Origin of the sequence: Streptomyces sp. SID14436, from assembly GCF_010548465.1 — a bacterium.
GTDB lineage: Bacteria > Actinomycetota > Actinomycetes > Streptomycetales > Streptomycetaceae > Streptomyces.
The window spans coordinates 1-23,458 of the sequence record NZ_JAAGMD010000509.1 but is presented as its reverse complement, the minus strand read 5'-3'; the positions used below and the strand labels follow the sequence as shown (position 1 = coordinate 23,458).

General features: G+C 72.7%; 22 protein-coding genes. 9 read left to right on the top strand and 13 right to left on the bottom strand.

Annotation, left to right across the window (positions count from 1 at the left end; all coding sequences use genetic code 11):
- A partial coding sequence (locus G3I53_RS17640) for a hypothetical protein (RefSeq protein WP_164438533.1) occupies positions 1-1,602 on the bottom strand: 1,602 nt, incomplete at its 3' end.
- Positions 1,603-1,852: 250 nt separating this feature from the next.
- Here G3I53_RS17640 and radA point away from each other — a divergent pair.
- Together radA and disA are read left to right on the top strand one after the other, a co-directional pair.
- Complete coding sequence (radA, locus tag G3I53_RS17635; RefSeq protein WP_164337707.1) at positions 1,853-3,262, top strand: DNA repair protein RadA; 1,410 nt, start codon at positions 1,853-1,855, stop codon at positions 3,260-3,262.
- A 70-nt stretch (positions 3,263-3,332) separates the two neighbouring features.
- Positions 3,333-4,457, top strand: a complete 1,125-nt coding sequence (disA, locus tag G3I53_RS17630) for a DNA integrity scanning diadenylate cyclase DisA (RefSeq protein WP_164337706.1) — start codon at positions 3,333-3,335, stop codon at positions 4,455-4,457.
- Between the two features lie 251 nt (positions 4,458-4,708).
- Here disA and G3I53_RS17625 read toward each other — a convergent pair whose 3' ends face one another.
- Positions 4,709-5,539, bottom strand: a complete 831-nt coding sequence (locus tag G3I53_RS17625) for a hypothetical protein (protein ID WP_164438532.1) — start codon at positions 5,537-5,539, stop codon at positions 4,709-4,711.
- A gap of 244 nt (positions 5,540-5,783) precedes the next feature.
- Between G3I53_RS17625 and G3I53_RS17620 the strand changes: the two genes are divergently transcribed.
- From G3I53_RS17620 to cseC, 5 genes are all read left to right on the top strand, one after another.
- The gene (locus G3I53_RS17620; protein ID WP_164438531.1) at positions 5,784-6,719 is read left to right on the top strand and encodes an A/G-specific adenine glycosylase; all 936 of its coding nucleotides are present in this window, start codon (positions 5,784-5,786) and stop codon (positions 6,717-6,719) included.
- Between the two features lie 402 nt (positions 6,720-7,121).
- Positions 7,122-7,661: a SigE family RNA polymerase sigma factor gene (locus tag G3I53_RS17615; protein ID WP_164332945.1), complete on the top strand. Its 540-nt coding sequence runs from the start codon at positions 7,122-7,124 to the stop codon at positions 7,659-7,661.
- Positions 7,649-8,293, top strand: coding sequence for a hypothetical protein (locus G3I53_RS17610; protein WP_164332944.1), 645 nt, complete (start codon positions 7,649-7,651; stop codon positions 8,291-8,293). Before G3I53_RS17615 ends, G3I53_RS17610 begins: the two co-directional genes overlap by 13 nt.
- Positions 8,294-8,434: 141 nt before the next feature.
- Positions 8,435-9,127, top strand: coding sequence for a two-component system response regulator CseB (gene cseB, locus G3I53_RS17605; protein WP_164332943.1), 693 nt, complete (start codon positions 8,435-8,437; stop codon positions 9,125-9,127).
- Positions 9,128-9,135: 8 nt separating this feature from the next.
- A complete protein-coding gene (cseC, locus tag G3I53_RS17600; RefSeq protein ID WP_164332942.1) occupies positions 9,136-10,527 on the top strand; it encodes a two-component system sensor histidine kinase CseC in 1,392 nt (463 codons plus the stop codon).
- 51 nt (positions 10,528-10,578) lie between these two features.
- On the opposite strand, the gene G3I53_RS17595 is transcribed toward cseC, so the two are convergent.
- Positions 10,579-11,181, bottom strand: coding sequence for a M23 family metallopeptidase (locus G3I53_RS17595; RefSeq protein ID WP_164332941.1), 603 nt, complete (start codon positions 11,179-11,181; stop codon positions 10,579-10,581).
- Positions 11,182-11,623: 442 nt separating this feature from the next.
- Between G3I53_RS17595 and G3I53_RS17590 the strand changes: the two genes are divergently transcribed.
- A complete protein-coding gene (locus tag G3I53_RS17590) occupies positions 11,624-12,271 on the top strand; it encodes an HAD family acid phosphatase (RefSeq protein WP_164332940.1) in 648 nt (215 codons plus the stop codon).
- 94 nt (positions 12,272-12,365) lie between these two features.
- Here G3I53_RS17590 and G3I53_RS17585 read toward each other — a convergent pair whose 3' ends face one another.
- The gene (locus G3I53_RS17585) at positions 12,366-14,891 is read right to left on the bottom strand and encodes an ATP-dependent Clp protease ATP-binding subunit (protein WP_164332939.1); all 2,526 of its coding nucleotides are present in this window, start codon (positions 14,889-14,891) and stop codon (positions 12,366-12,368) included.
- A 432-nt stretch (positions 14,892-15,323) separates the two neighbouring features.
- Between G3I53_RS17585 and G3I53_RS17575 the strand changes: the two genes are divergently transcribed.
- Positions 15,324-15,956 (top strand): SCO3374 family protein, encoded by a 633-nt coding sequence (locus tag G3I53_RS17575; RefSeq protein WP_164438530.1) that lies wholly within the window; start codon positions 15,324-15,326, stop codon positions 15,954-15,956.
- Between the two features lie 44 nt (positions 15,957-16,000).
- On the opposite strand, the gene G3I53_RS17570 is transcribed toward G3I53_RS17575, so the two are convergent.
- From G3I53_RS17570 to G3I53_RS17530, 9 genes are all read right to left on the bottom strand, one after another.
- On the bottom strand, positions 16,001-16,336 hold the full coding sequence (locus G3I53_RS17570) for an Lsr2 family protein (RefSeq protein ID WP_164338294.1): 336 nt from the start codon (positions 16,334-16,336) through the stop codon (positions 16,001-16,003).
- A gap of 268 nt (positions 16,337-16,604) precedes the next feature.
- Complete coding sequence (locus tag G3I53_RS17565) at positions 16,605-17,153, bottom strand: amino-acid N-acetyltransferase (protein WP_164338293.1); 549 nt, start codon at positions 17,151-17,153, stop codon at positions 16,605-16,607.
- A gap of 9 nt (positions 17,154-17,162) precedes the next feature.
- Complete coding sequence (locus G3I53_RS17560) at positions 17,163-17,669, bottom strand: BlaI/MecI/CopY family transcriptional regulator (RefSeq protein WP_343239738.1); 507 nt, start codon at positions 17,667-17,669, stop codon at positions 17,163-17,165.
- A 185-nt stretch (positions 17,670-17,854) separates the two neighbouring features.
- Positions 17,855-18,034, bottom strand: a complete 180-nt coding sequence (locus G3I53_RS17555; RefSeq protein WP_164338291.1) for a hypothetical protein — start codon at positions 18,032-18,034, stop codon at positions 17,855-17,857.
- 73 nt (positions 18,035-18,107) lie between these two features.
- Entirely contained in the window at positions 18,108-18,746 is a 639-nt protein-coding gene (locus G3I53_RS17550; RefSeq protein WP_164438535.1) for a hypothetical protein, read from the bottom strand.
- A gap of 733 nt (positions 18,747-19,479) precedes the next feature.
- Positions 19,480-20,277, bottom strand: coding sequence for a type III pantothenate kinase (locus tag G3I53_RS17545; protein WP_164333740.1), 798 nt, complete (start codon positions 20,275-20,277; stop codon positions 19,480-19,482).
- 5 nt (positions 20,278-20,282) lie between these two features.
- Complete coding sequence (nadC, locus tag G3I53_RS17540; protein WP_164333741.1) at positions 20,283-21,254, bottom strand: carboxylating nicotinate-nucleotide diphosphorylase; 972 nt, start codon at positions 21,252-21,254, stop codon at positions 20,283-20,285.
- A 5-nt stretch (positions 21,255-21,259) separates the two neighbouring features.
- Positions 21,260-22,960 (bottom strand): L-aspartate oxidase, encoded by a 1,701-nt coding sequence (locus G3I53_RS17535; protein ID WP_164438534.1) that lies wholly within the window; start codon positions 22,958-22,960, stop codon positions 21,260-21,262.
- 221 nt (positions 22,961-23,181) lie between these two features.
- A partial coding sequence (locus tag G3I53_RS17530; protein WP_203617202.1) for a pantoate--beta-alanine ligase occupies positions 23,182-23,458 on the bottom strand: 277 nt, incomplete at its 5' end.

The window sequence follows — 23,458 nt, the reverse complement described above, 5'->3', positions numbered from 1 at the left end:
CGGCTCGGTGGTGGGCGGCGGGCCGCTCGGCGTGCCGGGGTGCGAGGTGCCCGGGCCGCCCGGATGGCCGGGGTGCGGGCTGCCGGGCCGGGAGGGGCCGGGCGCGGTGCCGTAGCCGTCGATGGTGACGACGGCGCCGGCCGGGGAGATTGCCACCCGCGCCTGCCAGTGGCCGGACGGCTCGCGCAGCTGGTCGACGTACACCTTGATCGTCAACGACTCGCCGGGGCGGAGGGTTCCGGAGGATTGGCTGAGGTAGAGCCAGTGGGCGCCCGTGGACGCGGACCAGCGCACCGGTGCGGAGCCGGTCGCGGTCAGGGTGATGAGGGTGGTGTCCCCGTGGTGGCCCGCGGTCACCCCGAGGGCCGCCGCGCCCTTGCGGTCGCCGCCGGCGACCTCGACGACCTCCACCGACACGTCGGCGGTCTTCTTCTTCCCGTCCTTGTCGAAGCGGCTGTCCGGCCGGGTGCTGGCGTTGCCCGCGTTCTCGTAGCCGCCGGGCCCCTCGCCGTCGAGGTCGACGGGGCCGTCGGCCTCCCGCGCGGACGCCGACCGGCCGTCCTCGGCCTCGCCGACCGGGGTGCTGCGGTAGGCGGCCCACAGCGCGAGCACGGGTGCCGCGACGACGGTGGCGACGACGGTCGTGGTGACGGCCCGCGCGCGCAGGCGGTCCCGCCGGGCGACCAGGTCCTTGGGGTCCATCGGATACCCCCGCCGGTCGAAGCGGGGCGCCGGGACCCGCCCGCGCGGGTGGCGCGCCATCACCGCGCGCAGGGCCGCGCGGGGCGCGGTCAGCACGGGCAGGGCGTCCGGGGTGACGCTGGTGCCGGGCCAGCGGCCGGGAATGGCCCGCTCGGCCGTACGGCGGCAGCGCGGACAGTCGTCGACGTGCCGCACGAGCTCCCGGCGCACCGCGGTGCTCAGCACCACGCGCCGGTCACCGGTGAGATGGGCCACGCCGGCACAGGCGCCGGTCTCCACCACGGCGAGTGCCGCACGCGTCCGCTCGACCTCGCAGGCGGCGGAGGCGAGGAGTTCACGCGCGGCGGCCGGTTCCATGCCGAGCACGGCGGCGACCTCGTGGGCGGCGAGGTGGTGGCGCACGGCCAGTTCGAGCGCCTCCCGCTGCTCCGGGGTGGTACCGGCGGCCTCCGGCCAGGCCAGCAGGGCCAGTTCGCACCGGCGCTGCTCCTGGACGTCCTCGGCGACGGCCGGGACCGTGGCGCCGCGCGCCGTGCGCTTCTGCCGGGCGGTACGGCCTGCCGCGTGGGTGGCCTGACGTTTCTGCTGAGCCTCCGTCAGCTTGCGCAGACAGGCCCAGCGGGCCAGCGCGTACAGCCAGGCGCGGCGGTCGCCGATCGCGTCCCGGACGTTGCGGCCGCGCCGCTCCGCGAGGGCGAGGACGTCGGCCAGGGCGGCGGTCGCCGCCTCGTGGTCGCACAGGACGGACAGGCAGTAGGTGAACAGGCCGTCCAGGTAGGGCTCGTCACGCAGCGGGGGCCGTTGCGCCACCGCGCGGGCGGCCCCTCGGTCGCGCACCTCCCGGTGCGCCCGGTGTGCGCCGGTCGTACGGGTCGAGGTCTCCGGGCCACTGCTCATCATTCGGCGACCGTAGGCGGCCCGGCACGGCCCCTTCCGGTGCCCTGCGCACTTTTAATCCGTACGGGTGAAACGATCCCTCAAACGGGGAACGGCGCCCCTCCGCGGGCGGGCCGGCCTCCCGCGGGGCCCGCCGCCCACCGCCCGGACGCCGTCCCCGGCGCCGTGTTCCGGGCCACGGCCGCCCCGGGCGGCACCGTCCCGCAGGACCTGCGCGGTCACCGCTGTCAGTGGGGCCGGATACCTTTTCCGCATGGCTGCCCGTACCAAGACCACCAAGGACCGCCCGTCCTACCGCTGCACCGAGTGCGGCTGGCAGACGGCCAAGTGGCTCGGCCGCTGCCCGGAGTGCCAGGCGTGGGGGACGGTCGAGGAGTACGGCGTGCCGGCCGTCCGCACGACCACGCCCGGCCGGGTCACCACCTCCGCCCTGCCGATCGGGCAGGTCGACGGCCGGCAGGCGACGGCCCGCCCCACCGGTGTGCCGGAGCTGGACCGGGTGCTGGGCGGCGGTCTCGTGCCGGGGGCCGTGGTGCTCGTCGCGGGCGAGCCGGGGGTGGGCAAGTCCACCCTGCTGCTGGACGTGGCGGCCAAGTCGGCGAGCGCCGACCACCGCACGCTCTACGTGACGGGCGAGGAGTCGGCGAGCCAGGTCCGGCTGCGCGCCGACCGCATCCACGCGATCGACGACCACCTGTATCTCGCGGCGGAGACGGACCTGTCCGCCGTCCTCGGCCACCTGGACGCGGTGAAGCCGTCCCTGCTGATCATGGACTCCGTCCAGACCGTCGCCTCCCCGGAGATCGACGGCGCCCCCGGCGGCATGGCCCAGGTGCGCGAGGTGGCCGGGGCCCTGATCCGCGCCTCCAAGGAGCGCGGGATGTCCACCCTGCTGGTGGGACACGTCACGAAGGACGGCGCCATCGCGGGCCCCCGGCTGCTGGAGCACCTGGTGGACGTCGTCCTGCACTTCGAGGGCGACCGGCACGCGCGCCTGCGCCTGGTCCGGGGCGTCAAGAACCGCTACGGCACCACCGACGAGGTCGGCTGCTTCGAGCTGCACGACGAGGGCATCACGGGCCTCGCGGACCCCAGCGGACTTTTCCTGACCCGTCGTGACGAACCGGTCCCCGGCACCTGCCTGACCGTCACCCTGGAGGGCCGCCGCCCCCTGGTCGCGGAGGTCCAGGCGCTCACCGTCGACTCGCAGATCCCCTCCCCCCGGCGCACCACCTCCGGCCTGGAGACCTCGCGCGTCTCGATGATGCTCGCGGTGCTGGAACAGCGCGGCCGCATCAGCGCCTTGGGCAAACGGGACATTTACTCCGCGACGGTCGGTGGGGTGAAACTCACGGAACCCGCGGCCGACCTGGCCGTGGCCCTGGCGCTGGCGTCGGCGGCCAGCGACACCCCGCTGCCGAAGAACCTCGTCGCGATCGGCGAGGTGGGCCTCGCGGGCGAGGTCAGACGCGTCACGGGCGTGCAGCGCAGGCTCGCCGAGGCCCACCGGCTGGGCTTCACGCACGCTCTGGTACCGGGCGATCCGGGACGGATCCCCGCCGGAATGAAGGTTCTGGAAGTCGCGGACATAGGGGACGCGCTGCGGGTCCTCCCCCGCTCCCGTCGTCGAGAGGCCCCACGGGAAGACGGTGACCGCCGGTAGACTTTGCCCAGGTCTCGCCCGTCCGTACGAACCGCGGGGGCGCCCAGGAACCTGCGACCGGAGGAGTGCAGTGGCAGCCAACGACCGGGCAGCAGCTCCCGGAAAGTCCGGTGGGAGTGCCGGTTCGGAGGGCCTGATGCGCGCCTCACTGAGCGCCGTGGCACCCGGCACCGCCCTGCGGGACGGACTGGAGCGCGTGCTCCGCGGCAACACCGGCGGTCTGATCGTGCTCGGCTCGGACAAGACGGTCGAGTCGTTGTGCAGCGGCGGCTTCGTGCTGGACGTCGAGTTCACCGCGACGCGGCTGCGGGAGCTGTGCAAGCTGGACGGCGGCATCGTCCTGTCGTCCGACCTGACGAAGATCATCCGGGCCGGTGTCCAGCTGGTGCCGGACCCCACCATCCCGACGGAGGAGACCGGCACCCGGCACCGCACCGCCGACCGGGTCTCCAAGCAGGTCGGCTTCCCGGTCGTCTCGGTGTCGCAGTCGATGCGCCTGATCGCGCTCTACGTCGACGGGCACCGCCGGGTCCTGGAGGACTCCGCGGCGATCCTGTCCCGCGCCAACCAGGCCCTGGCCACCCTGGAGCGCTACAAGCTCCGCCTCGACGAGGTCGCGGGCACGCTCTCCGCGCTGGAGATCGAGGACCTGGTGACCGTGCGGGACGTCTCGGCGGTCGCGCAGCGGCTGGAGATGGTGCGCCGCATCGCCACCGAAATCGCCGAATACGTGGTCGAACTGGGCACCGACGGGCGTCTTCTGGCGCTCCAGCTCGACGAGTTGATCGCGGGCGTGGAGCCCGAGCGCGAACTGGTCGTCCGGGACTACGTGCCCGAGCCCACCGCCAAGCGCTCCCGCACCGTCGACGAGGCCCTGCACGAGCTCAACGTGCTCACCCACGCGGAGCTGCTGGAGCTGTCGACCGTGGCCCGCGCCCTGGGATACACGGGCTCCCCCGAGACGCTGGACTCGGCGGTGTCGCCGCGCGGCTTCCGCCTGCTGGCCAAGGTGCCGAGGCTGCCCGGTGCGATCATCGACCGCCTGGTGGACCACTTCGGCGGACTGCAGAAGCTGCTCGCCGCGAGCGTGGACGACCTGCAGACGGTGGACGGCGTCGGCGAGGCCCGCGCCCGCAGCGTCCGGGAGGGCCTGTCACGCCTGGCCGAGAGCTCGATCCTCGAGCGGTACGTCTGACGCCCACGGGGTCACCGCCCGCGCCGGGCTCGCCGCCTGCCGCCTGCCGTCCGGCGGGCGCCGTCACGGCACCCGCGTCCCTGGCCGGCTGCCGCGTCCGCCACAGCCGACGCGCGCCCAGCACGCCCGCCGCGCTGGTCCAGCCGGTCACGCCCGTCGTGTCAGTCGCGCCCGTCGTGCCGGTCACGCCCGTTGTGTCAGTCGCGCCCGTTGCGTCGGTCGCGCCCGTTGCGTCGGTCGCGCCCGTTGTGTCAGTCGCGTTCCAGCACGAACGACGTCTGCACCTTGCTGAATCCGGGGGCCTTCGCCTCCACCAGGTACGTCCCCGCTCCCGCCGAACCCGCCGGAGGCGTGGCGCACTCGGCGGCGCTCGGCTTGCGGTCCCACTTCACGCTGTAGGTGATGCTGTCACCCGCCGGCACGCGGAACATCAGGCTCCGAGCACCCTTGGGGCAGTGGTCCGACGCCCAGTACGCGTCGTCGCTGCCGGTCTGAGTGACCGTCAGCACGGCCTTCGCGGGCCCGAGGTCGACCTTGCAGTCGCTGCCCGAGACGTTCCGCGCGGTCAGCAGGAACGTCGGCGTCTGTCCGGGCTCGTAGAGGTTGCGGGCGCTGCGCAGGCTGAACTTCACCGCGCTCGCGGTGCAGTCGGGAAGGCCCGACCCGGTACCCGCCGGCAGCGCGTCGCCCGCGCCCACCCCGGCGGACGTGCCGCTCCCCGCGTCGCCGCCCGCGCCGCCGCCGGCACCGCCGTCGGCCGATCCGCCGTCCCCGGGGTCGCCGTTGGCGCCGTCGTCACCCGTACCGGAGGACGCGCCACCGGAGTTCTCGTCGCCCGTCTCGTCCCGGCCGCCCGGCGCCTGACTGATCGCCGGACCCGAACTCGACGGTCCCGGGGTGATGGACGGCGCGGGATTCTTGCCGTTGGCCCCGTTCTCGTGGCCGTTGCCGCCCCCGCCGCCCGCCGTGACCACCCAGGTGATCAACAACGCCGACAAGGCCAGTACGGACAGCAGTACGGCCCTCCGTCGCCAGTAGATGGAGGAGGGAAGCGGCCCGACCGGATTGCGCAAAGATCCCACGGCGCAAACCATACGAGAGATCGGCGCGTTCACCGGTCCCACCCGCCGCTCGGAGCGACAACTTTTCCGGATCATCATCCCGGAAACGGCCCTGTCAGCCCCGCTTTTGCCGCTCCGCGCCACGCCCGGTCACGGAGTGCGACCGTTCACCCTCCCTGCTCACGGTGCGTGATAAGGGGTCGCTCGGTCACCGCCGTGGCGGTGCGCCCTCAGGCGGGGCCCGGCGTGGCAGGATCGAAGAGCCATGACTGCTCCCACGAAGCCCCCGCACGGCGGCACCACCGAGTCCACGTCCGAGCACGCTCCCGGCGAGCCGCTGCACTCCCCCGTCATCGACTGGTTCGACGAGCACGCCCGCGATCTCCCCTGGCGGCGCCCCGAGGCCGGCGCCTGGGGAGTGATGGTCAGTGAGTTCATGCTCCAGCAGACCCCGGTGAACCGGGTGCTGCCCGTCTACGAGCAGTGGCTGGCGCGCTGGCCCCGCCCGGCCGACCTGGCCGCCGAGGCGCCCGGCGAGGCCGTCCGCGCCTGGGGCCGGCTCGGCTACCCGCGCCGCGCGCTCCGGCTGCACGGAGCGGCCGTCGCCATAACCGAACGGCACGGCGGCGACGTCCCGGCCGACCACTCCCAGCTCCTCGCGCTGCCCGGCATCGGCGAGTACACCGCCGCGGCCGTCGCGTCGTTCGCGTACGGGCAGCGGCACGCGGTGCTGGACACCAACGTCCGCCGGGTGTTCGCGCGAGCGGTGACCGGGGTGCAGTACCCGCCGAACGCCACCACCGCCGCCGAACGCCGGCTCGCCCGGGAGCTGCTGCCCGGCGACGAGGCCACCGCCGCCCGCTGGGCCGCCGCCTCCATGGAGCTGGGCGCCCTGGTGTGCACGGCGAAGAACGAGTCGTGCCACCGCTGCCCGATCGCCGCGTTCTGCGCCTGGCGGCTGGCAGGCAAGCCGGCGCACGAGGGCCCGCCGCGCCGCGGTCAGACGTACGCGGGCACCGACCGGCAGGTCCGGGGGCGGCTGCTGGCCGTTCTGCGGGAGGCCCACGCGCCGGTCCCGCAGGCGGCCCTGGACCGGGTGTGGCACGAGCCGGTGCAGCGCGCCCGCGCCCTGGACGGGCTCGTCGCCGACGGCCTGGTGGAACCGCTGCCGGGCGGCCTGTACCGCCTCCCGCTGACCTGACCTGACCCGGGCCGGTCCGCCCGGCCGCGCCGCCGCCTCCCGCCACCGGGGTGCGGCTCGTGGCGCCCCGGCCCGCCCGCATGGCGGCGCCCCACATCACCGCGGACACACCACCGTGCGCCGCACCCACATGAACGGGCACGCGCCCCACACACGCGGACGGACATCTCCGCCCGGACCGCCTATACCCACCCCACTCCCCCCCTTCCGCTTCGCCCGGTTTTCGCCGTCCGTTACACAACCGACGGACAGCCGAGGGCTGGCCGCAGGCTGCTCCGCACAGTGCCGTGACACCGCGTCCGTACTTTCGTTCGCGTGCCCCTCGGGGGCACGACGACGGACCACAGGCAGTGCAGCCGGTGCGCACGGGGCGCGCCGGAACGGGGAGCGGAGGCGGTTCACATGGCGCACGGAGAGGTGCTCGAGTTCGAGGAGTACGTCCGCACCCGGCAGGACGCGCTGCTGCGCAGTGCCCGTCGTCTGGTCCCGGACCCCGTGGACGCGCAGGACCTGCTGCAGACCGCTCTCGCCCGCACGTACGGCCGTTGGGACGGCATCGCCGACAAGCGGCTGGCCGACGCCTACCTGCGCCGCGTCATGATCAACACCAGGACCGAGTGGTGGCGCGCCCGCAAGCTGGAGGAGGTGCCGACCGAGCAGCTCCCGGACGCCTGCGTCGACGACGCCACCGAACAGCACGCCGACCGCGCCCTGCTGATGGACGTGCTGAAGATACTCGCCCCGAAACAGCGCAGTGTGGTGGTGCTGCGACACTGGGAGCAGATGTCCACGGAGGAGACGGCCGCCGCCCTCGGCATGTCGGCCGGAACGGTCAAAAGCACGCTGCACCGGGCGCTGGCCCGGCTCCGCGAGGAGCTGGAGTCGCGCGATCTGGACGCACGCGCGCTGGAGCGTGAGGAGCGGGAGCGGTGCGCGGCCTGACCGGCGCGAGGCCGAGAACGGCCCGGACCACCCCACAGGCGGCGAGCACGACGACGGTCGTGGTCGCCGCCCTCGCCCTGTGTGCCGCCGGCTGCGGCACCGGCGGCACCGGCGCGCGCGACGAGGGCCCGGCCAACGGGTACTCGGCCGCGTCACCGACCGCCCAGGCGCCCGCCGGACGGCTGGACGGGGTCGATCCCGTCCGGCTCGTGAAGGGCGACCCGGAGGTGTCCGCCGAGGTCAAGCGGCAGCTGAAGCCGTGCGTCGCCGACGAGTACCCCGTCGACGTGAGCTACGGACGCCTCACCGGCGGCACCGTCGACGACATCGTCGTCAACGTGCTGACCTGCGGGGACGCGGTGGGGGTCGGCTCCTACGTGTACCGGGACGTGCACGGCGCCTACCAGAACGTGTTCGCGGCCGAGGAGCCGCCGGTGTACGCGGAGATGGACCGCGGGGACCTGGTGGTGACCCATCAGGTGTACGACCGGGGCGACCCCGTGTCGAGCCCGTCCGGCGAGGACATCATCACCTACCGCTGGTCCGAGGGCCGGTTCGTCGAGGAGTTCCGCACCCACAACGACTACGGAAGGGTGGCCGGCGGGGGGCAGACGCCGGTGCCGCTGGAGTGAGACATGCCTCACGGGGGTGAACCGCGGGGGCCCTCCCGTCCGATGAAGGGATGAACCGGGAACACGGCCCGCGCGTCAGCCCAGGGGGAGGGACACCCCCGCCCGCACCGCCGACATCACACGAGAGCTGAGAGAACCGGGATGGCAGACCAGACCCACGTGCTGTTCGTCGAGGACGACGATGTCATCCGCGAAGCCACCCAGCTCGCCCTGGAGCGGGACGGCTTCGCGGTCACCGCGATGCCCGACGGGCTGTCGGGCCTGGAGGCGTTCCGGACGAACCGCCCCGACATCGCGCTCCTCGACGTCATGGTCCCGGGGCTGGACGGGGTGAGCCTGTGCCGGCGCATCCGGGACGAGTCGATGGTGCCGGTGATCATGCTGTCGGCGCGCGCCGACTCCATCGACGTGGTCCTCGGGCTGGAGGCGGGCGCCGACGACTACGTGACCAAGCCGTTCGACGGTGCCGTGCTGGTCGCCCGGATCCGCGCGGTGCTGCGCCGCTTCGGCCGGGCCGGCGGCCAGGAGGACGCGGCGTCCGCCGACGGCGGGCTGCTGGCCTTCGGCGAGCTGGAGATCGACACGGAGGGCATGGAGGTGCGCAGAGCCGGGGTCCCCGTGGCGCTGACACCGACCGAGATGCGGCTGCTGCTGGAGTTCTCGTCCGCGCCGGGCACCGTCCTCTCCCGCGACAAGCTGCTCGAACGGGTGTGGGAGTACGGCTGGGGCGGTGACACCCGGGTGGTGGACGTCCATGTGCAGCGGCTGCGCTCCAAGATCGGGCAGGACCGCATCGAGACCGTCCGCGGCTTCGGCTACAAGTTGAAGGCCTGAGCGGGGACATGCGGCGCACCTTCCGGCGGCCGACGGCCGCGTTCTGGGACCGGGCGGCCATCCGGACCGGTCTGCGCTGGAAGCTCAGCGCGGCGATCGCCCTGGTCGGCGCGCTGGTCGCGGTCGTGCTGAGCCTCGTCGTGCACAACGCCGCCCGGGTGTCGATGCTCGACAACGCGCGCGATCTGGCCGACGAGCGGATCACCGTGGCGCAGCGCAACTACGAGCTGTCCGGGCGGCTGAACTTCCCCAACACCCGGGTCGACGACCCGGACCTGCCCGAGGAGCTGCGCCGGAAGGTGGAGGCGGGCCGGCGGGCCACCTACGTCACCGACCGGCCCGACGGGACGCCGGACATCTGGGCGGCTGTCCCGTTGAAGAACGGGCAGGTCATGTCCCTGCACTCCGGTTTCACCGACCGCAGCTCCAACATCCTCAAGGACCTCGACCAGGCGCTGGTGATCGGCTCCATCGCGGTCGTCCTCGGCGGCAGCGCGCTCGGCGTGCTCATCGGGGGCCAGCTGTCGCGCCGGCTGCGCAAGGCGGCCGCCGCGGCCAACCGGGTCGCCAAGGGCGAGACGGACGTACGGGTGCGCAAGGCCATCGGCGGGGTCGTGCGGGACGAGACCGACGACCTGGCCAGTGCCGTGGACGCCATGGCCGATGCGCTGCGGCAGCGGCTGGAGGCCGAACGCCGGGTCACCGCCGACATCGCGCACGAGCTGCGCACCCCGGTGACCGGGCTGCTGACGGCGGCGGAGCTGCTGCCCCCGGGCCGGCCCACGGAACTCGTGCTGGACCGGGCCAAGGCCATGCGCACGCTCGTGGAGGACGTCCTGGAGGTGGCCCGGCTGGACGGCGCCTCGGAGCGGGCGGAGCTGCAGGACATCATGCTGGGCGAGTTCGTCACCCGGCGGGTCGCGGCCAAGGACCCGGACGTCACCGTGCGGGTGGTGCACGAGTCGGAGGTCACCACCGACCCCCGCCGCCTGGAGCGCGTGCTGTTCAACCTGCTGGCCAACGCCGCCCGGCACGGCAGGCCGCCCATCGAGGTCACCGTGGAGGGCCGGGTGGTCCGGGTCCGCGACCACGGGCCGGGCTTCCCGGAGCACCTGCTCGCCGAGGGGCCGAGCCGTTTCCGCACCGGGAGCAAGGACCGGGCCGGCCGGGGCCACGGGCTGGGCCTGACCATCGCGGCGGGCCAGGCCCGGGTGCTGGGCGCCCGGCTGACCTTCCGCAACATCCGCCCGGCGGGCGCCCCGGACGACGTGCCGGCCGAGGGCGCGGTCGGCGTGCTGTGGCTGCCGGAGCACGCTCCGACCAGTACGGGGAGCTACCCGGCGCTGCCGGACCGGGAACGCGCCCCCCAGGGCGCCGTCCGCCCGGTGCTGCCCCGGTAGGCCGGACGGCCGTCACGGGAGTTCCGCACGGCCGCCGTCACCTGCTCCGGATCAGAGCTTGACGCCCTTGGCGCGGAGGAACTTGACCGGGTCGACGGCGGAGCCGTAGTTCGGGGTGGTGCGGATCTCGAAGTGGAGGTGGGGTCCGCTGGAGTTGCCGGTGTTGCCGGACAGGGCGATCTTCTGGCCGGTCTTGACGACCTGGCCGATCTTGACGTTCACCTTGGAGAGGTGGGCGTACTGGGAGTAGGTCTTGTTGCCGTGCTTGATGACGACGGCGTTGCCGTAGGCGGGGCCGTCGCCGCCGCCGTTGGGGCCGGCCTTGACGACGGTGCCGCCGTGGGCGGCGACGACCGGGGTGCCGCTGGGGACGGCGTAGTCCTGGCCGCTGTGCTTGGAGGCCCACATGCCGCCGTTCGCGGCGAAGCTCGCCGACAGCTTGTACTTCTTCACCGGGTCGACCCAGGAAGCGGCCTTCTTCGCCGCCTGCTGGACCTGGGCCGCGCTCGTGGCACCGGACGTGGTGGTGTCGGCGGCGGCGGTCGCGACTCCGACTCCCAGGGCGACCGAGGCACCGAAACCGGCGACCAGGACGGCGGCGCGGGTACGGATGCGGGCCGGACGGAAGGAACGGGACGAGACGCGCTGGGACATCGAAACCTCACGGGGTGGGGACAGAGGAAAACCACCCGGTGCACAGGACCGCGCCGTGGTGGCCGTTCCTTGGTAACCGCCCCCGCCCAAAAGCCGCAAAGGTGTGACCTACGACGAAAGGCCGTAGGTCAGGCGTGAGACCCACATCTCTTGACGGAGGGGGTCGCACGGGGTGAAACCCCCCATTTCAAGCTGATCGATCAGAACAGCGCACCAAATGTCCGATTTCAATTTCGCCGTCGTCGACTATTCCGCTTAGTACCCCTCGCGCACCCTGTGCGCCATGTCACCGGGGTCACCTCTGCGCCATTTCACAAAAGTGGCGCACGCCTCTAGGCACTTACCGTGCGGTAACCCTACGGTTCACCTCGCGTCACCCTGACACACGAGCATGCACACGACATGTTGGCAGCGTCACGGACGTGAGAGGACCCCCCACGACATGAGAAGCCGACGCCCCTGGTTGCGACGCGCATCGGCGACCGCGGTCTCCGCGGCCGCCCTGATGGCCCTGGCCTCCCCGGCCCAGGCCACCGCCCCCGCCGCCCCCGCCGCCCCGCCCACGGCCGTCACAGCGGCTCCCGCGGCGGCCGCCGACGTCGACTACGACACCTGGCAGCGGGACTGCCGGGCGGTCATGGACCAGGCCCTGCCCTACCTGAAGGAGCGGATCGACCGCGCGCGGCCGGGCGAGAAGCAGGCCATCGTCCTCGACATCGACAACACCGCGCTGGAGACCGACTTCGGCTTCAGCTTCCCGCAGCCGGCCAACCGGCCGGTCCTGGAGGTCGCCCAGTACGCCGAGGAGCGCGGTGTCGACCTGTTCTTCGTGACGGCCCGGCCCGGCATCATCTGGGCGCCCACGGCCTTCAACCTCGACCACGCCGGCTACGAATCCTCCGGACTGCACGTGCGCGGCTTCCTCGACCTGTTCAAGAACGTCGCCGACTACAAGACGGCCCAGCGCGCCGCCATCGAGGCGAAGGGCTACACGATCATCGCCAACATCGGCAACAGTGCCACCGACCTCTCCGGCGGCCACGCCGAGAAGACCTTCAAGCTGCCCGACTACGGCGGCCGGCTGTCCTGACCCGCTCCGGCGGCGCACGGACGCGGACAGGGGTCTGCCCCGGGACTCTCCGTCCCGGGGCAGACCCCTGTCGTGTCTCGGCCGAGCGCGGGCGCTAGGCCTCCTTGCTCAGGTTCGGGCCGGTGCCGCCGGCCGCCTGCTCGATCGGCGGGACGTCGGGCAGCGCCGACTTCTCCTCACCGCGGAAGGTGAAGGTCTGGGACTCGCCCTCGCCCTCGGTGTCCACGACCACGATGTGACCGGGGCGCAGCTCGCCGAAGAGGATCTTCTCCGACAGCGAGTCCTCGATCTCGCGCTGGATGGTCCGGCGCAGCGGCCGGGCGCCCAGCACGGGGTCGTAGCCCTTCTTGGACAGCAGTTCCTTCGCGGACGGGGAGAGCTCGATGCCCATGTCCCGGTCCTTCAGGCGCTCGTCCACCTTGCTGATCATCAGGTCGACGATCTTCAGGATGTCGTCCTGCGTGAGCTGCGGGAAGACCACCACGTCGTCGACACGGTTGAGGAACTCGGGCCGGAAGTGCTGCTTGAGCTCGTCCGAGACCTTGTTCTTCATGCGCTCGTAGTTGGTCTTCGTGTCGCCCTGGGCGGCGAAGCCCAGGTTGAAGCCCTTGGAGATGTCCCGGGTGCCGAGGTTGGTCGTCATGATGATGACCGTGTTCTTGAAGTCCACGACCCGGCCCTGGGAGTCGGTCAGGCGACCGTCCTCCAGGATCTGCAGCAGCGAGTTGAAGATGTCCGGGTGGGCCTTCTCGACCTCGTCGAACAGGACGACCGAGAACGGCTTGCGGCGGACCTTCTCCGTCAGCTGGCCGCCCTCCTCGTAGCCCACGTAGCCGGGGGGCGAACCGAAGAGGCGGGAGACCGTGTGCTTCTCGCTGAACTCCGACATGTCGAGGGAGATCAGCGCGTCCTCGTCACCGAAGAGGAACTCGGCGAGCGCCTTGGACAGCTCGGTCTTACCGACACCGGACGGGCCGGCGAAGATGAACGAACCACCGGGGCGCTTCGGGTCCTTCAGACCGGCGCGCGTACGGCGGATCGCCTTCGACAGCGCCTTGACGGCGTCGACCTGGCCGATGACCCGCTTGTGGAGCTCGTCCTCCATGCGCAGCAGGCGGGACGACTCCTCCTCGGTCAGCTTGAAGACCGGGATGCCGGTCGCCGTGGCGAGGACCTCGGCGATCAGGTCGCCGTCGACCTCGGCGACGACGTCCATGTCGCCGGCCTTCCACTCCTTCTCCCGCTTGGCCTTGGCGGCCAGGAGCTGCTTCTCCTTGTCCCGCAGGGAGGCGGCCTTCTCGAAGTCCTGCGAGTCGATCGCGGACTCCTTGTCGCGGCGGACGCCGGCGATCTTCTCGTCGAACTCGCGCAGGTCCGGCGGCGCGGTCATCCGGCGGATGCGCATCCGGGAACCGGCCTCGTCGATCAGGTCGATCGCCTTGTCCGGCAGGAAGCGGTCCGAGATGTACCGGTCGGCCAGGGTGGCGGCCTGGACCAGCGCCTCGTCGGTGATGGAGACGCGGTGGTGCGCCTCGTACCGGTCGCGCAGGCCCTTGAGGATCTCGATCGTGTGCGGCAGCGACGGCTCCGCGACCTGGATGGGCTGGAAGCGGCGCTCCAGGGCCGCGTCCTTCTCCAGGTGCTTGCGGTACTCGTCCAGCGTGGTCGCACCGATGGTCTGCAGCTCACCGCGGGCCAGCATCGGCTTCAGGATGGAGGCCGCGTCGATGGCGCCCTCGGCCGCACCGGCACCGACCAGCGTGTGCAGCTCGTCGATGAACAGGATGATGTCGCCCCGGGTGCGGATCTCCTTGAGCACCTTCTTCAGGCGCTCCTCGAAGTCACCGCGGTAGCGGGAGCCGGCCACCAGCGCGCCGAGGTCCAGGGTGTAGAGGTGCTTGTCCTTGAGGGTCTCGGGCACCTCGCCCTTGACGATGGCCTGCGCGAGGCCTTCGACGACGGCCGTCTTGCCGACGCCGGGCTCACCGATCAGCACCGGGTTGTTCTTGGTACGGCGGGACAGCACCTGCATGACCCGCTCGATCTCCTTCTCGCGCCCGATGACCGGGTCGAGCTTGGATTCGCGGGCCGCCTGGGTGAGGTTCCGGCCGAACTGGTCGAGGACCAGGGACGTGGAAGGCGTGCCCTCCGCAGGACCGCCGGCGGTGGCGGTCTCCTTGCCCTGGTAACCGGAGAGCAGCTGGATCACCTGCTGCCGCACCCGGTTGAGGTCTGCGCCCAGCTTGACCAGGACCTGGGCGGCGACGCCCTCGCCCTCACGGATCAGGCCGAGCAGGATGTGCTCCGTGCCGATGTAGTTGTGGCCCAGCTGAAGGGCCTCGCGGAGCGACAGCTCCAGGACCTTCTTGGCACGGGGGGTGAAGGGAATGTGGCCGGACGGGGCCTGCTGGCCCTGACCGATGATCTCCTCCACCTGCTGGCGGACCGCCTCGAGCGAAATCCCGAGGCTCTCAAGGGCCTTGGCGGCGACACCCTCACCCTCATGGATCAGGCCCAGGAGGATGTGCTCGGTGCCGATGTAGTTGTGGTTGAGCATCCGGGCTTCTTCCTGAGCCAGGACGACAACCCGCCGCGCGCGGTCGGTGAACCTCTCGAACATCGTTAATCGCTCCTCAGAGCGGTCAGGCAGTGGGGGGAACTTCCCCTCCCTGTCCTTCCGCAGCTTAGTCCCGCAAGCGGGGACCGCTCATTCCAACTGCCGACACCGTCGATGGCCTCCTGACCCCGAACGTTCCGACATCTGCTCCAACCCGATGGTGCGAGACGATGTTCCCGCAGGCCAGGCGATTACCCCCATCGCCAGTACGCCCGTGGCGAACGGGGAGCGCCCCATTCTGCGTGTCGCCCTCTCCCACTAGGGATGTCTTACCCGCTGCGACGGACCGTCCATGCCGCGTACACGGGTTCCCTCCGCTACGGGCGAACAACCCCGCGCCGCCGTGCGCTCCCGCACTCCCCCGAATCCGGCACGAAGCGCACACGGGTGCGCACCGAGCGTAACCCAACGGTACTTCGGGAGGTTGCCAGGGGCATGGTCGTCACCGTCTCCACGGGGGCCGGACTGCCGGGGCCCCGCCGGCCGCTCGCATCCGGCGACCGGATCCGCGCCTGGTACGAGAACGAACTGGGCTGGCCCACCGCGCCCGGCCCGGGGCCGCGCCTGGTCGTGGGCGTGCGCTTCGACGTCCTGGACGTGCCGGCCGAGGCGGGACACGCGGCCCTGGCCCACTTCTCCCGCGCGGGAGAGGACGCGGCCTTCCCCGTCGCCGCGCAGGGCGGCCGGCTGCGGCTGCTGGTCGCGCCGGGCAGCGCGGAGGAGGTGCCGGGGCTGCTGGACTGGCTCGAGTGGGGCGGTCTGACGCTCGACCTGGTCGCGATCGGCGCGGGCGGCCTCATGGACGCCCCGCCGCCCCCGGGCCGTGACGCCCCGCCGGGGGCCGCCGTATGGCTGCGGCCCCCCGGATCGCGGGACGACGTGGAGTCCTCGCTGCCGACGCTGTCGGCGATGGGGGGCCGTCGCTGCGCCGCCGATCTGGCGCGACTGGTGAACACGGTGGCCACGCAGTGCCACCGAGTCCGGCTGCGGCGCGCGGGCGCCGAGCCTGGCCCGTCGGGAAGCCCGCGGGTCCCGGGAAAGCCCCTGAAAGCCTTCTCGGGCCCCTGAGGAACCGGATGGGGACGGGTGCGGACCAGTGCATCGACCGACGGTCAGCCGTTGGCCTTCTCGTACGCCTCTCGGATGGAGGCGGGAACCCGGCCGCGGTCGTTGACCTCGTAGCCGTTCTGCTTCGCCCAGGCGCGGATGGCCGCGGTGTCCTGGCTGCCGGCGGACGAAGCGCGGGACTTTCCGCGCCCACCCGAAGCACGGCCACCGGTACGCCGGCCGCCCTTCACGTAAGGCTCGAGAAGGCCGCGGAGCTTGTCCGCATTGGCGGTGGTGAGATCGATCTCGTAGGTCTTGCCGTCCAGTGCGAACGTCACGGTCTCGTCCGCCTCGCCGCCGTCGAGGTCGTCGACAAGAAGGACCTGAACCTTCTGTGCCACCGTAATTCCTTTCATCGATAACTTGAGGGCCGGGGTGAGCCGGCATCCGCCGTATCGCCGTCCCCTGTTATATGCAGTACTGCAGTACGTCGGAAAGCAAACCGCTTTTGACGAAAAAACACAAACCCCTGGCGGGGACCGGCTGCCCGGCCACACCCCGGAAACGTGCGCGTTTCGGACATAGGGCACCCGTCCAAGAGGGCCGCGAGGGCCGATCCGAAGGCCGTCGGAACGGGGCGCGGAACACGGGCTCGGGAATCGGCGACGATCACAGATGCAGAAGCATCCGGCTGTTGCCCAAGGTGTTCGGTTTCACTCGTTCGAGACCGAGGAACTCCGCGACGCCCTCGTCATAGGAACGCAGCAGCTCGGCGTACACATCGGCGTCGACGGGCGTCTCACCGATCTCGACGAAGCCGTGCTTGCCGAAGAACTCGACTTCGAAGGTCAGGCAGAAAACCCGGCGAACACCGAGCCATCGGGCGGTCTGCAGCAACTTCTCCAGCACGTGGTGTCCGACCCCGGCGCCCTTCAGCCCCGGCTTCACGGCGAGAGTGCGGACTTCGGCCAGGTCCTCCCACATCACGTGCAGGGCGCCGCAGCCGACGACTTCGGCGTTGTCGTCCCGTTCCGCCACCCAGAACTCCTGGATGTCCTCGTAAAGCGTCACTGTTGCTTTGTCGAGCAGGATGCCCCCGCGGACGTACGCGTCAAGGAGGCCGCGCACGGCCGGCACATCGCTGGTGCGGGCACGGCGGACCGTGATGGCTTTAGCGGTCGCGTTCACTTCTGGACTGTCCGGGCTGTCTGCTGACATGAACGGACGCTATCGCCCGGGACCGTCCTGGGCCGAGTCGGGGTTCTCGTCGTTCTCGTCCCCGGCCGTCCCGGCATCGGCGGGTCCGGCGGGTTCGGCGGGTTCGGGTTCGGTGGGTCGGGCAGGTTCGGCGGGTGATGGCTGTTCCGCGCTTTCCGGGATCCGGACGACACGGATCGCATCGGTGAGCGCCTGCCGTTGTTCCTCGCTCATCATGCCGAAGAAGGCCACGAGAGCGGCCGCGGCGTTGTCGCTCTGCGACCAGGCGTCGTTCATCAGCGCGGCGGCGTAGGCGGCACGGGTCGAGACGGCCTCATATCGATAGGCCCGGCCTTCCGCCTCGCGGCGCACCCAGCCCTTCTGGTGGAGATTGTCCAGCACGGTCATCACCGTGGTGTACGCGATGGACCGCTCCTTCTGGAGGTCCTCCAGGACTTCCCGAACGGTCACCGGGCGGTTCCACTTCCACACCCGCGTCATGACCGCGTCTTCGAGTTCTCCCAATGGGCGAGGCACAGCTCAGAACAATAGTGGGAGATCCGGACAATGGCGTGCCCGACGGGCACCTTCACCGGCAAACGGGAGCAAAAGGGCGTACGACTCCGCAGAGCGGTTCCACCGGCCCGCGTCGGCCGGTGGCAGTCGTACGCCGCACGAAAGTCCGGCGGGTCCGGGCCGGGCGGCCCGGATCCGGCGGAAGGTCAGGCGTCGGCCTTGCCGGAGGGCTGCCGGGCGCCCTCCACCCGCGAGAGGGCCGCGTCCACGGCGGCGTCCTCCTTGGCCTTGTTGGCGCCGCCCTGGGTCTTCACGATCACCCGGATCACGGCGATGAAGAGGGCGGCCATGACGAAGGGGGGCAGCAGAGCGGAGACGTAGTCCATGGCTCCAGAGTAGCCAGCGGGCGGTGGATCACAGGGCCCGGGTGCGTCCGCGGCGGTTCGCGGTCCGCCCGGATCAGCCGGCCGCGAGCCGCTGGTTCTGCGGGGGCGGGGCCGGCTTGCGGCGGGGGAACACCTCGCCCGGGGTGGGGATGGGGCGGGACGGCTTCGGGGCGGCGGGGGCCGGGGCGGGCTTCGGCCGGGGGGACGGGTTCTGCCCCGGGGACTTCTCGGAGCGGTCCCTCTCGGTCCGCTCCGCGACCGCCTGACCGCCCGGGAGGGCCGTCAGCCGGGTGCGGGAGGCGGGCACCGTCGCGCGCGTGGAGGCGGCCACGCGGGTGGACCGTCCGGCGAGCCGGGCGCGGACGTCCTGCTCGGCGAGCACCTGGCAGCGCTCCAGCAGGGCGGCGGCGACCGGGTTGCCGCGCAGCGCGCGCAGGGCGGCGAGGTCGTCCGGGCCGGGACGGTGACCGGCGCCCAGCGCCTCCTCCAGGAGCGTGAGGTACCCGGCGGCCGTGCCGGGCAGGGCGGCGCGGTAGCGGCCGAGGTCGGCCACCAGGAAGGCGCGCAGCCTCGCGCTCTCCCTGGTCGCCTCGTCGACCGCGTCGGCGAGGCGGAGGCAGTCCTGGACGTCGTCGGCCGAGGCGGCGGCGGGGTGCAGGGCGAGGGCGAGGGCGCGACGGAGCACGCGCAGCTCCTCCGCACCGAACGCCAGACCGCCGCGGGATCCGTATGGCGTGGGCATGCGGCGACGATACGCGCTAATCAGACAAAACATCGCATAGGGGATGGGGTGTGGCGGCCGTGCCCACCCGGGTGGCGCTGCGCACGGCCGCGCGCTTTCTGCGACGCGGCCGGGGCGCGGGGAGCCCGCAACGCCGGTACGGGCTCCCCCGGGGCGACCCTGCGGTGGGACGGGCGGGCCCTACGGCCACGCGGCCCGGGTGACGCCCCGGGCCGGCAACGCCCCGGCGTACAGGCGCCCCGCACGGCGCAGCCGCGCCGCCCGCCCCTCCCGTACGGGATCCGACCCGAGCCGGGCCCGGCCGTGGCGCGGGAAGCACACCGCCATGCCGATCCGGTGAGACCATCGGGCCACCCGGGCCACCGGCGAACAGGCCCCCCCACGAGCGGGCGGTCGTGCAACCCGCCTCGCCGGTACGGGCGCCAATCGGCCGGGCCCGGCCGTGGCGCGGGCGGACCCACGGCCCGCCCGGTTCGGGCGACGCACCGGGGCACCGGCGAACAGACGCCCCCGCGCGAGCACGGTCGTGCAGACCGCCTTGCCGGCTCCGGCACTCACCGGGCCCGACCGGCGAGGCGAAGCCTCGGGCGGCGGCACTCGCGCGTGTGCAGCATCGTCGGTCCCAGGCGCTCCGGGCGGGACGTCACCGTGTCCGGCGGCGTGTGGCGCCCGGGGGCACCCGCCCCCGGCGGGCCGGGGGCGGTCAGCGGCGGGAGATGTTCCGGTCGTAGACCAGGCGCAGGCCGATCAGGGTCAGCCAGGGCTCGTGCTCGTCGATGACCGAGGACTCGCCCAGCACCATCGGCGCGAGCCCGCCGGTGGCGATGACGGTGACGTCCTCGGGGTCGTCGGCGAGTTCGCGGGCCATCCGGCGGGCGACGCCGTCGACCTGGCCGGCGAAGCCGTAGATGATGCCGGACTGCATCGCCTCCACCGTGTTCTTGCCGATCACGCTGCGCGGGCGGGCCACCTCGATCTTGCGGAGCTGGGCGCCCCGCACGCCGAGTGCCTCGACGGAGATCTCGATGCCGGGTGCGATGACCCCGCCGATGTACTCGCCGCGCGCGCTGACCGCGTCGAACGTGGTGGCCGTGCCGAAGTCGACGACGATGGCCGGGCCGCCGTAGAGGTCGACCGCGGCGACCGCGTTGATGATGCGGTCCGCGCCGACCTCCTTGGGGTGGTCGGTGAGGATCGGCACGCCCGTCTTGACGCCCGGTTCGACGAGGATCGCGGGGACGTCGCCGTAGTAGCGCCGGGTGACCTCCCGCAGCTCGTGCAGGACCGAGGGGACGGTCGCGCAGATGGCGATGCCGTCGATGCCGTCGCCCAGTTCCTCGCCGAGCAGCGGGTGCGTGCCCATCAGGCCCTGGAGGAGGACCGCGAGTTCGTCGGCGGTGCGCCGGGCGTCCGTGGAGATCCGCCAGTGCTCGACGATCTCCTCGCCGTCGAAGAGGCCCAGGACGGTGTGGGTGTTGCCCACGTCGATGGTCAGCAGCATGGGAGCTACTCCGCCTCGCGCAGGTCCAGGCCGATGTCCAGGATCGGCGAGGAGTGGGTCAGGGCTCCGACCGCCAGGTAGTCGACGCCGGTCGCGGCGTACGCCTTGGCGTTGTCCAGGGTCAGCCGGCCGGACGCCTCCAGGGCGGCGCGGCCGTCGACGAGGGCGACCGCCTCCTCGCACTCGCCGGGGGTGAAGTTGTCCAGCAGGATCAGGTCGGCGCCCGCGTCGATCACCTCGCGGAGCTGGTGCAGGGTGTCGACCTCGACCTCGATGGGCACGTCGGGGAAACGCTCACGGACGGCGGTGAACGCCTGGGCGACGCCGCCCGCCGCGATCACGTGGTTGTCCTTGACCAGGGCCGCGTCCGAGAGGGACATGCGGTGGTTGACGCCGCCGCCGCAGCGGACCGCGAACTTCTCCAGGGCGCGCAGGCCCGGCGTCGTCTTGCGGGTGTCGCGGACCTTGGCCCGGGTGCCGTCGAGGGCGTCCGCCCACGCGCGGGTGGCGGTGGCGATGCCCGAGAGGCGGCACAGCAGGTTCAGCGCGCTGCGTTCCGCGGTGAGCAGGTCGCGGGTGCGGGTGGTGACGGACAGCAGCTTCTGGCCGGGCTCGACGCGGTCGCCGTCCTCGGCGTGCCGCTCCACCTCGAACTCCTCGGTGCACACGATCGACAGGACCGCCTCGGCGATCCGCAGGCCCGCGACGACGCCCGCCTCCCGGGCGGTGAAGTCGGCGGTGGCGACGGCGTCCTCCGGGATGGTCGCGACCGTCGTCACGTCCACGCCGTGGGCGAGGTCCTCCTGGAGGGCGAGGTTGGCGATGTCCTCGACCTCCACGGGGTCGAGGCCGGCGTCGGCCAGGAGCTGGGCGAGCGCGGGGTCAAGGCCGCACTCCAGGTACTCCTCGTCACCACCGCAGCCGCAGCCGTCGCCGCAGCCGCCGGACGGAACGAGGGGAAGGTCGGGCGTGGTCACTGCTGTCACTGCTCCTGGGGTGCCTGGGGAGGGAGGGTCGGGGGGAAGTCTGTGCCGTCCGTGGGGTGCACGGCCAGTGTGCGGTCGGGGTTCAGCCGGACGACGACGTGGCGGCGCCACCGGGTGTCGTCCCGTTCGGGGCGGTCCTCGCGCCAGTGGCAGCCGCGGGTCTCCTCACGGAGGCGGGCCGCGGCGACCAGGACGCGAGCCACGCACAGGAGGTTGGTCGCCTCCCAGGTGTCGACGCCCGGTTCGGCGGTCTTGCCGTTCTCGTCGAGGGCGTCGCGCGCCTCCGCGTGCAGGGCTTCGAGCTGGTCGGCGGCCCGCGCGAGGGAGGACTCGGAGCGCAGGACGCCCGCGCCCCGGGTCATGATCCGCTGGATCGCGAAGCGGGCCTCCGGGGCCAGCAGGGGCTGCGCGGGGCGGTCGGCCTGCGGCAGCGGGCGCGGCGCCCGCGCGGGCGGCTCCTGCCCGCCGCGCCGGGCGGCGATGTCGGCGGCGATGCGCTCGGCGTAGACCAGGCCCTCCAGGAGGGAGTTGGAGGCCAGCCGGTTGGCGCCGTGCACGCCGGTGCAGGCGACCTCGCCGCACGCGTACAGCCCGGGCACGGTGGTGCGGCCACGGGAGTCGGTGCGGACACCGCCGGAGGCGTAGTGGGCGGCCGGGGCGACCGGCACCGGCTCGGTGACCGGGTCGATGCCGTGGGCGCGGCAGGCCGCGAGGATCGTGGGGAAGCGGCGCTCCCACATCTCGGCGCCGAAGTGCCGGGCGTCGAGGTACATGTGCTCGGTGTTCCGCTCCCGCATGCGGCGCATGATGCCCTTGGCGACGATGTCCCGCGGGGCGAGCTCGGCCAGTTCGTGCTGCCCCTGCATGAAGCGCACGCCGTCGGCGTCCACCAGGTGGGCGCCCTCCCCGCGCACCGCCTCGGAGACCAGTGGCTGCTGGCCCTCCGCGTCCGGGCCGAGGAAGAGGACCGTGGGGTGGAACTGCACGAACTCCAGGTCGGAGACCTCGGCGCCCGCGCGGAGCGCGAGGGCCACGCCGTCGCCCGTGGACACGGCGGGGTTGGTGGTGGCGCTGAAGACCTGGCCCATGCCACCGGTGGCCAGGACCACCGCGGGGGCGTGGACGGCGCCGACACCGTCGTGCTGCCCCTCGCCCATGACGTGCAGGGTGACGCCCGCGGTACGGCCCTCGGCGTCCGTGAGGAGGTCCAGGACCAGGGCGTTCTCGACGGTGCGCAGGCCGCGGGCGCGGACCGCGTCGACCAGGGCGCGGGAGATCTCGGCGCCGGTGGCGTCGCCGCCCGCGTGGGCGATGCGGCGGCGGTGGTGGCCGCCCTCGCGGGTGAGGGCCAGGCCGCCTTCGGCGGACTCGTCGAAGTGGGCGCCGGTGGCGATCAGCCGGCGCACCGCGTCGGGGCCCTCGGTGACGAGGATGCGGACCGCCTCCTCGTCGCACAGGCCCGCGCCGGCGACCAGCGTGTCGTCGAGGTGCTGTTCGGGGGTGTCGCCGTCGCCGAGGGCCGCGGCGATGCCGCCCTGCGCCCACCGGGTGGAGCCGTCGTCGAGCCGGGCCTTGGTGACGACGACCGTGGTGAGGCCGGCCGCTTCGCAGCGCAGGGCGGCGGTGAGACCGGCGACGCCGGAGCCGACGACCACCACGTCCGCCTCGACGGACCACCCGGGCTCGGGCGCGTGCAGGCGGGGCCGGGTGCCCGTCTGAGGGTGGTGGGTGACGGGCGCAGAGGGGCGGGCGCGAAGCGCACTCGTTTGAGGGTGGTGGTGGGTGACGGGCGCAGAGGGGCGGGCGCGAAGCGCACTCGTTTGAGGGTGGTGGTGGGTGACGGGCGCAGAGGGGCGGGCGCGAAGCGCACTCGTTTGAGGGTGGTGGTGGGTGACGGGCGGGCGTATGCCTGTGCTGGTCACGAGGCGGCTCCGAACGTTCCGAAGGTCAGGGGGATGTTGTCGATCAGCCGGGTGGACCCGACCCGGGCCGCCACGGCGAGCACGGCCTCGCCGGTGAAGTCGTCCCCGATGTCGGTGAAGTCGGCGGGGTCGACCAGAGCCAGGTAGTCCAGTGTGAGGGGCGGATCGAGCCGGGCGGCCTCGTCGAGGACCTGCCGGGCCGCGGCCTTGATGGCGGCCGGGCCCCCGGCGGCGGTGGCGACGGCGTGCGCGTCGGCCGCCGCGCGGGACTCC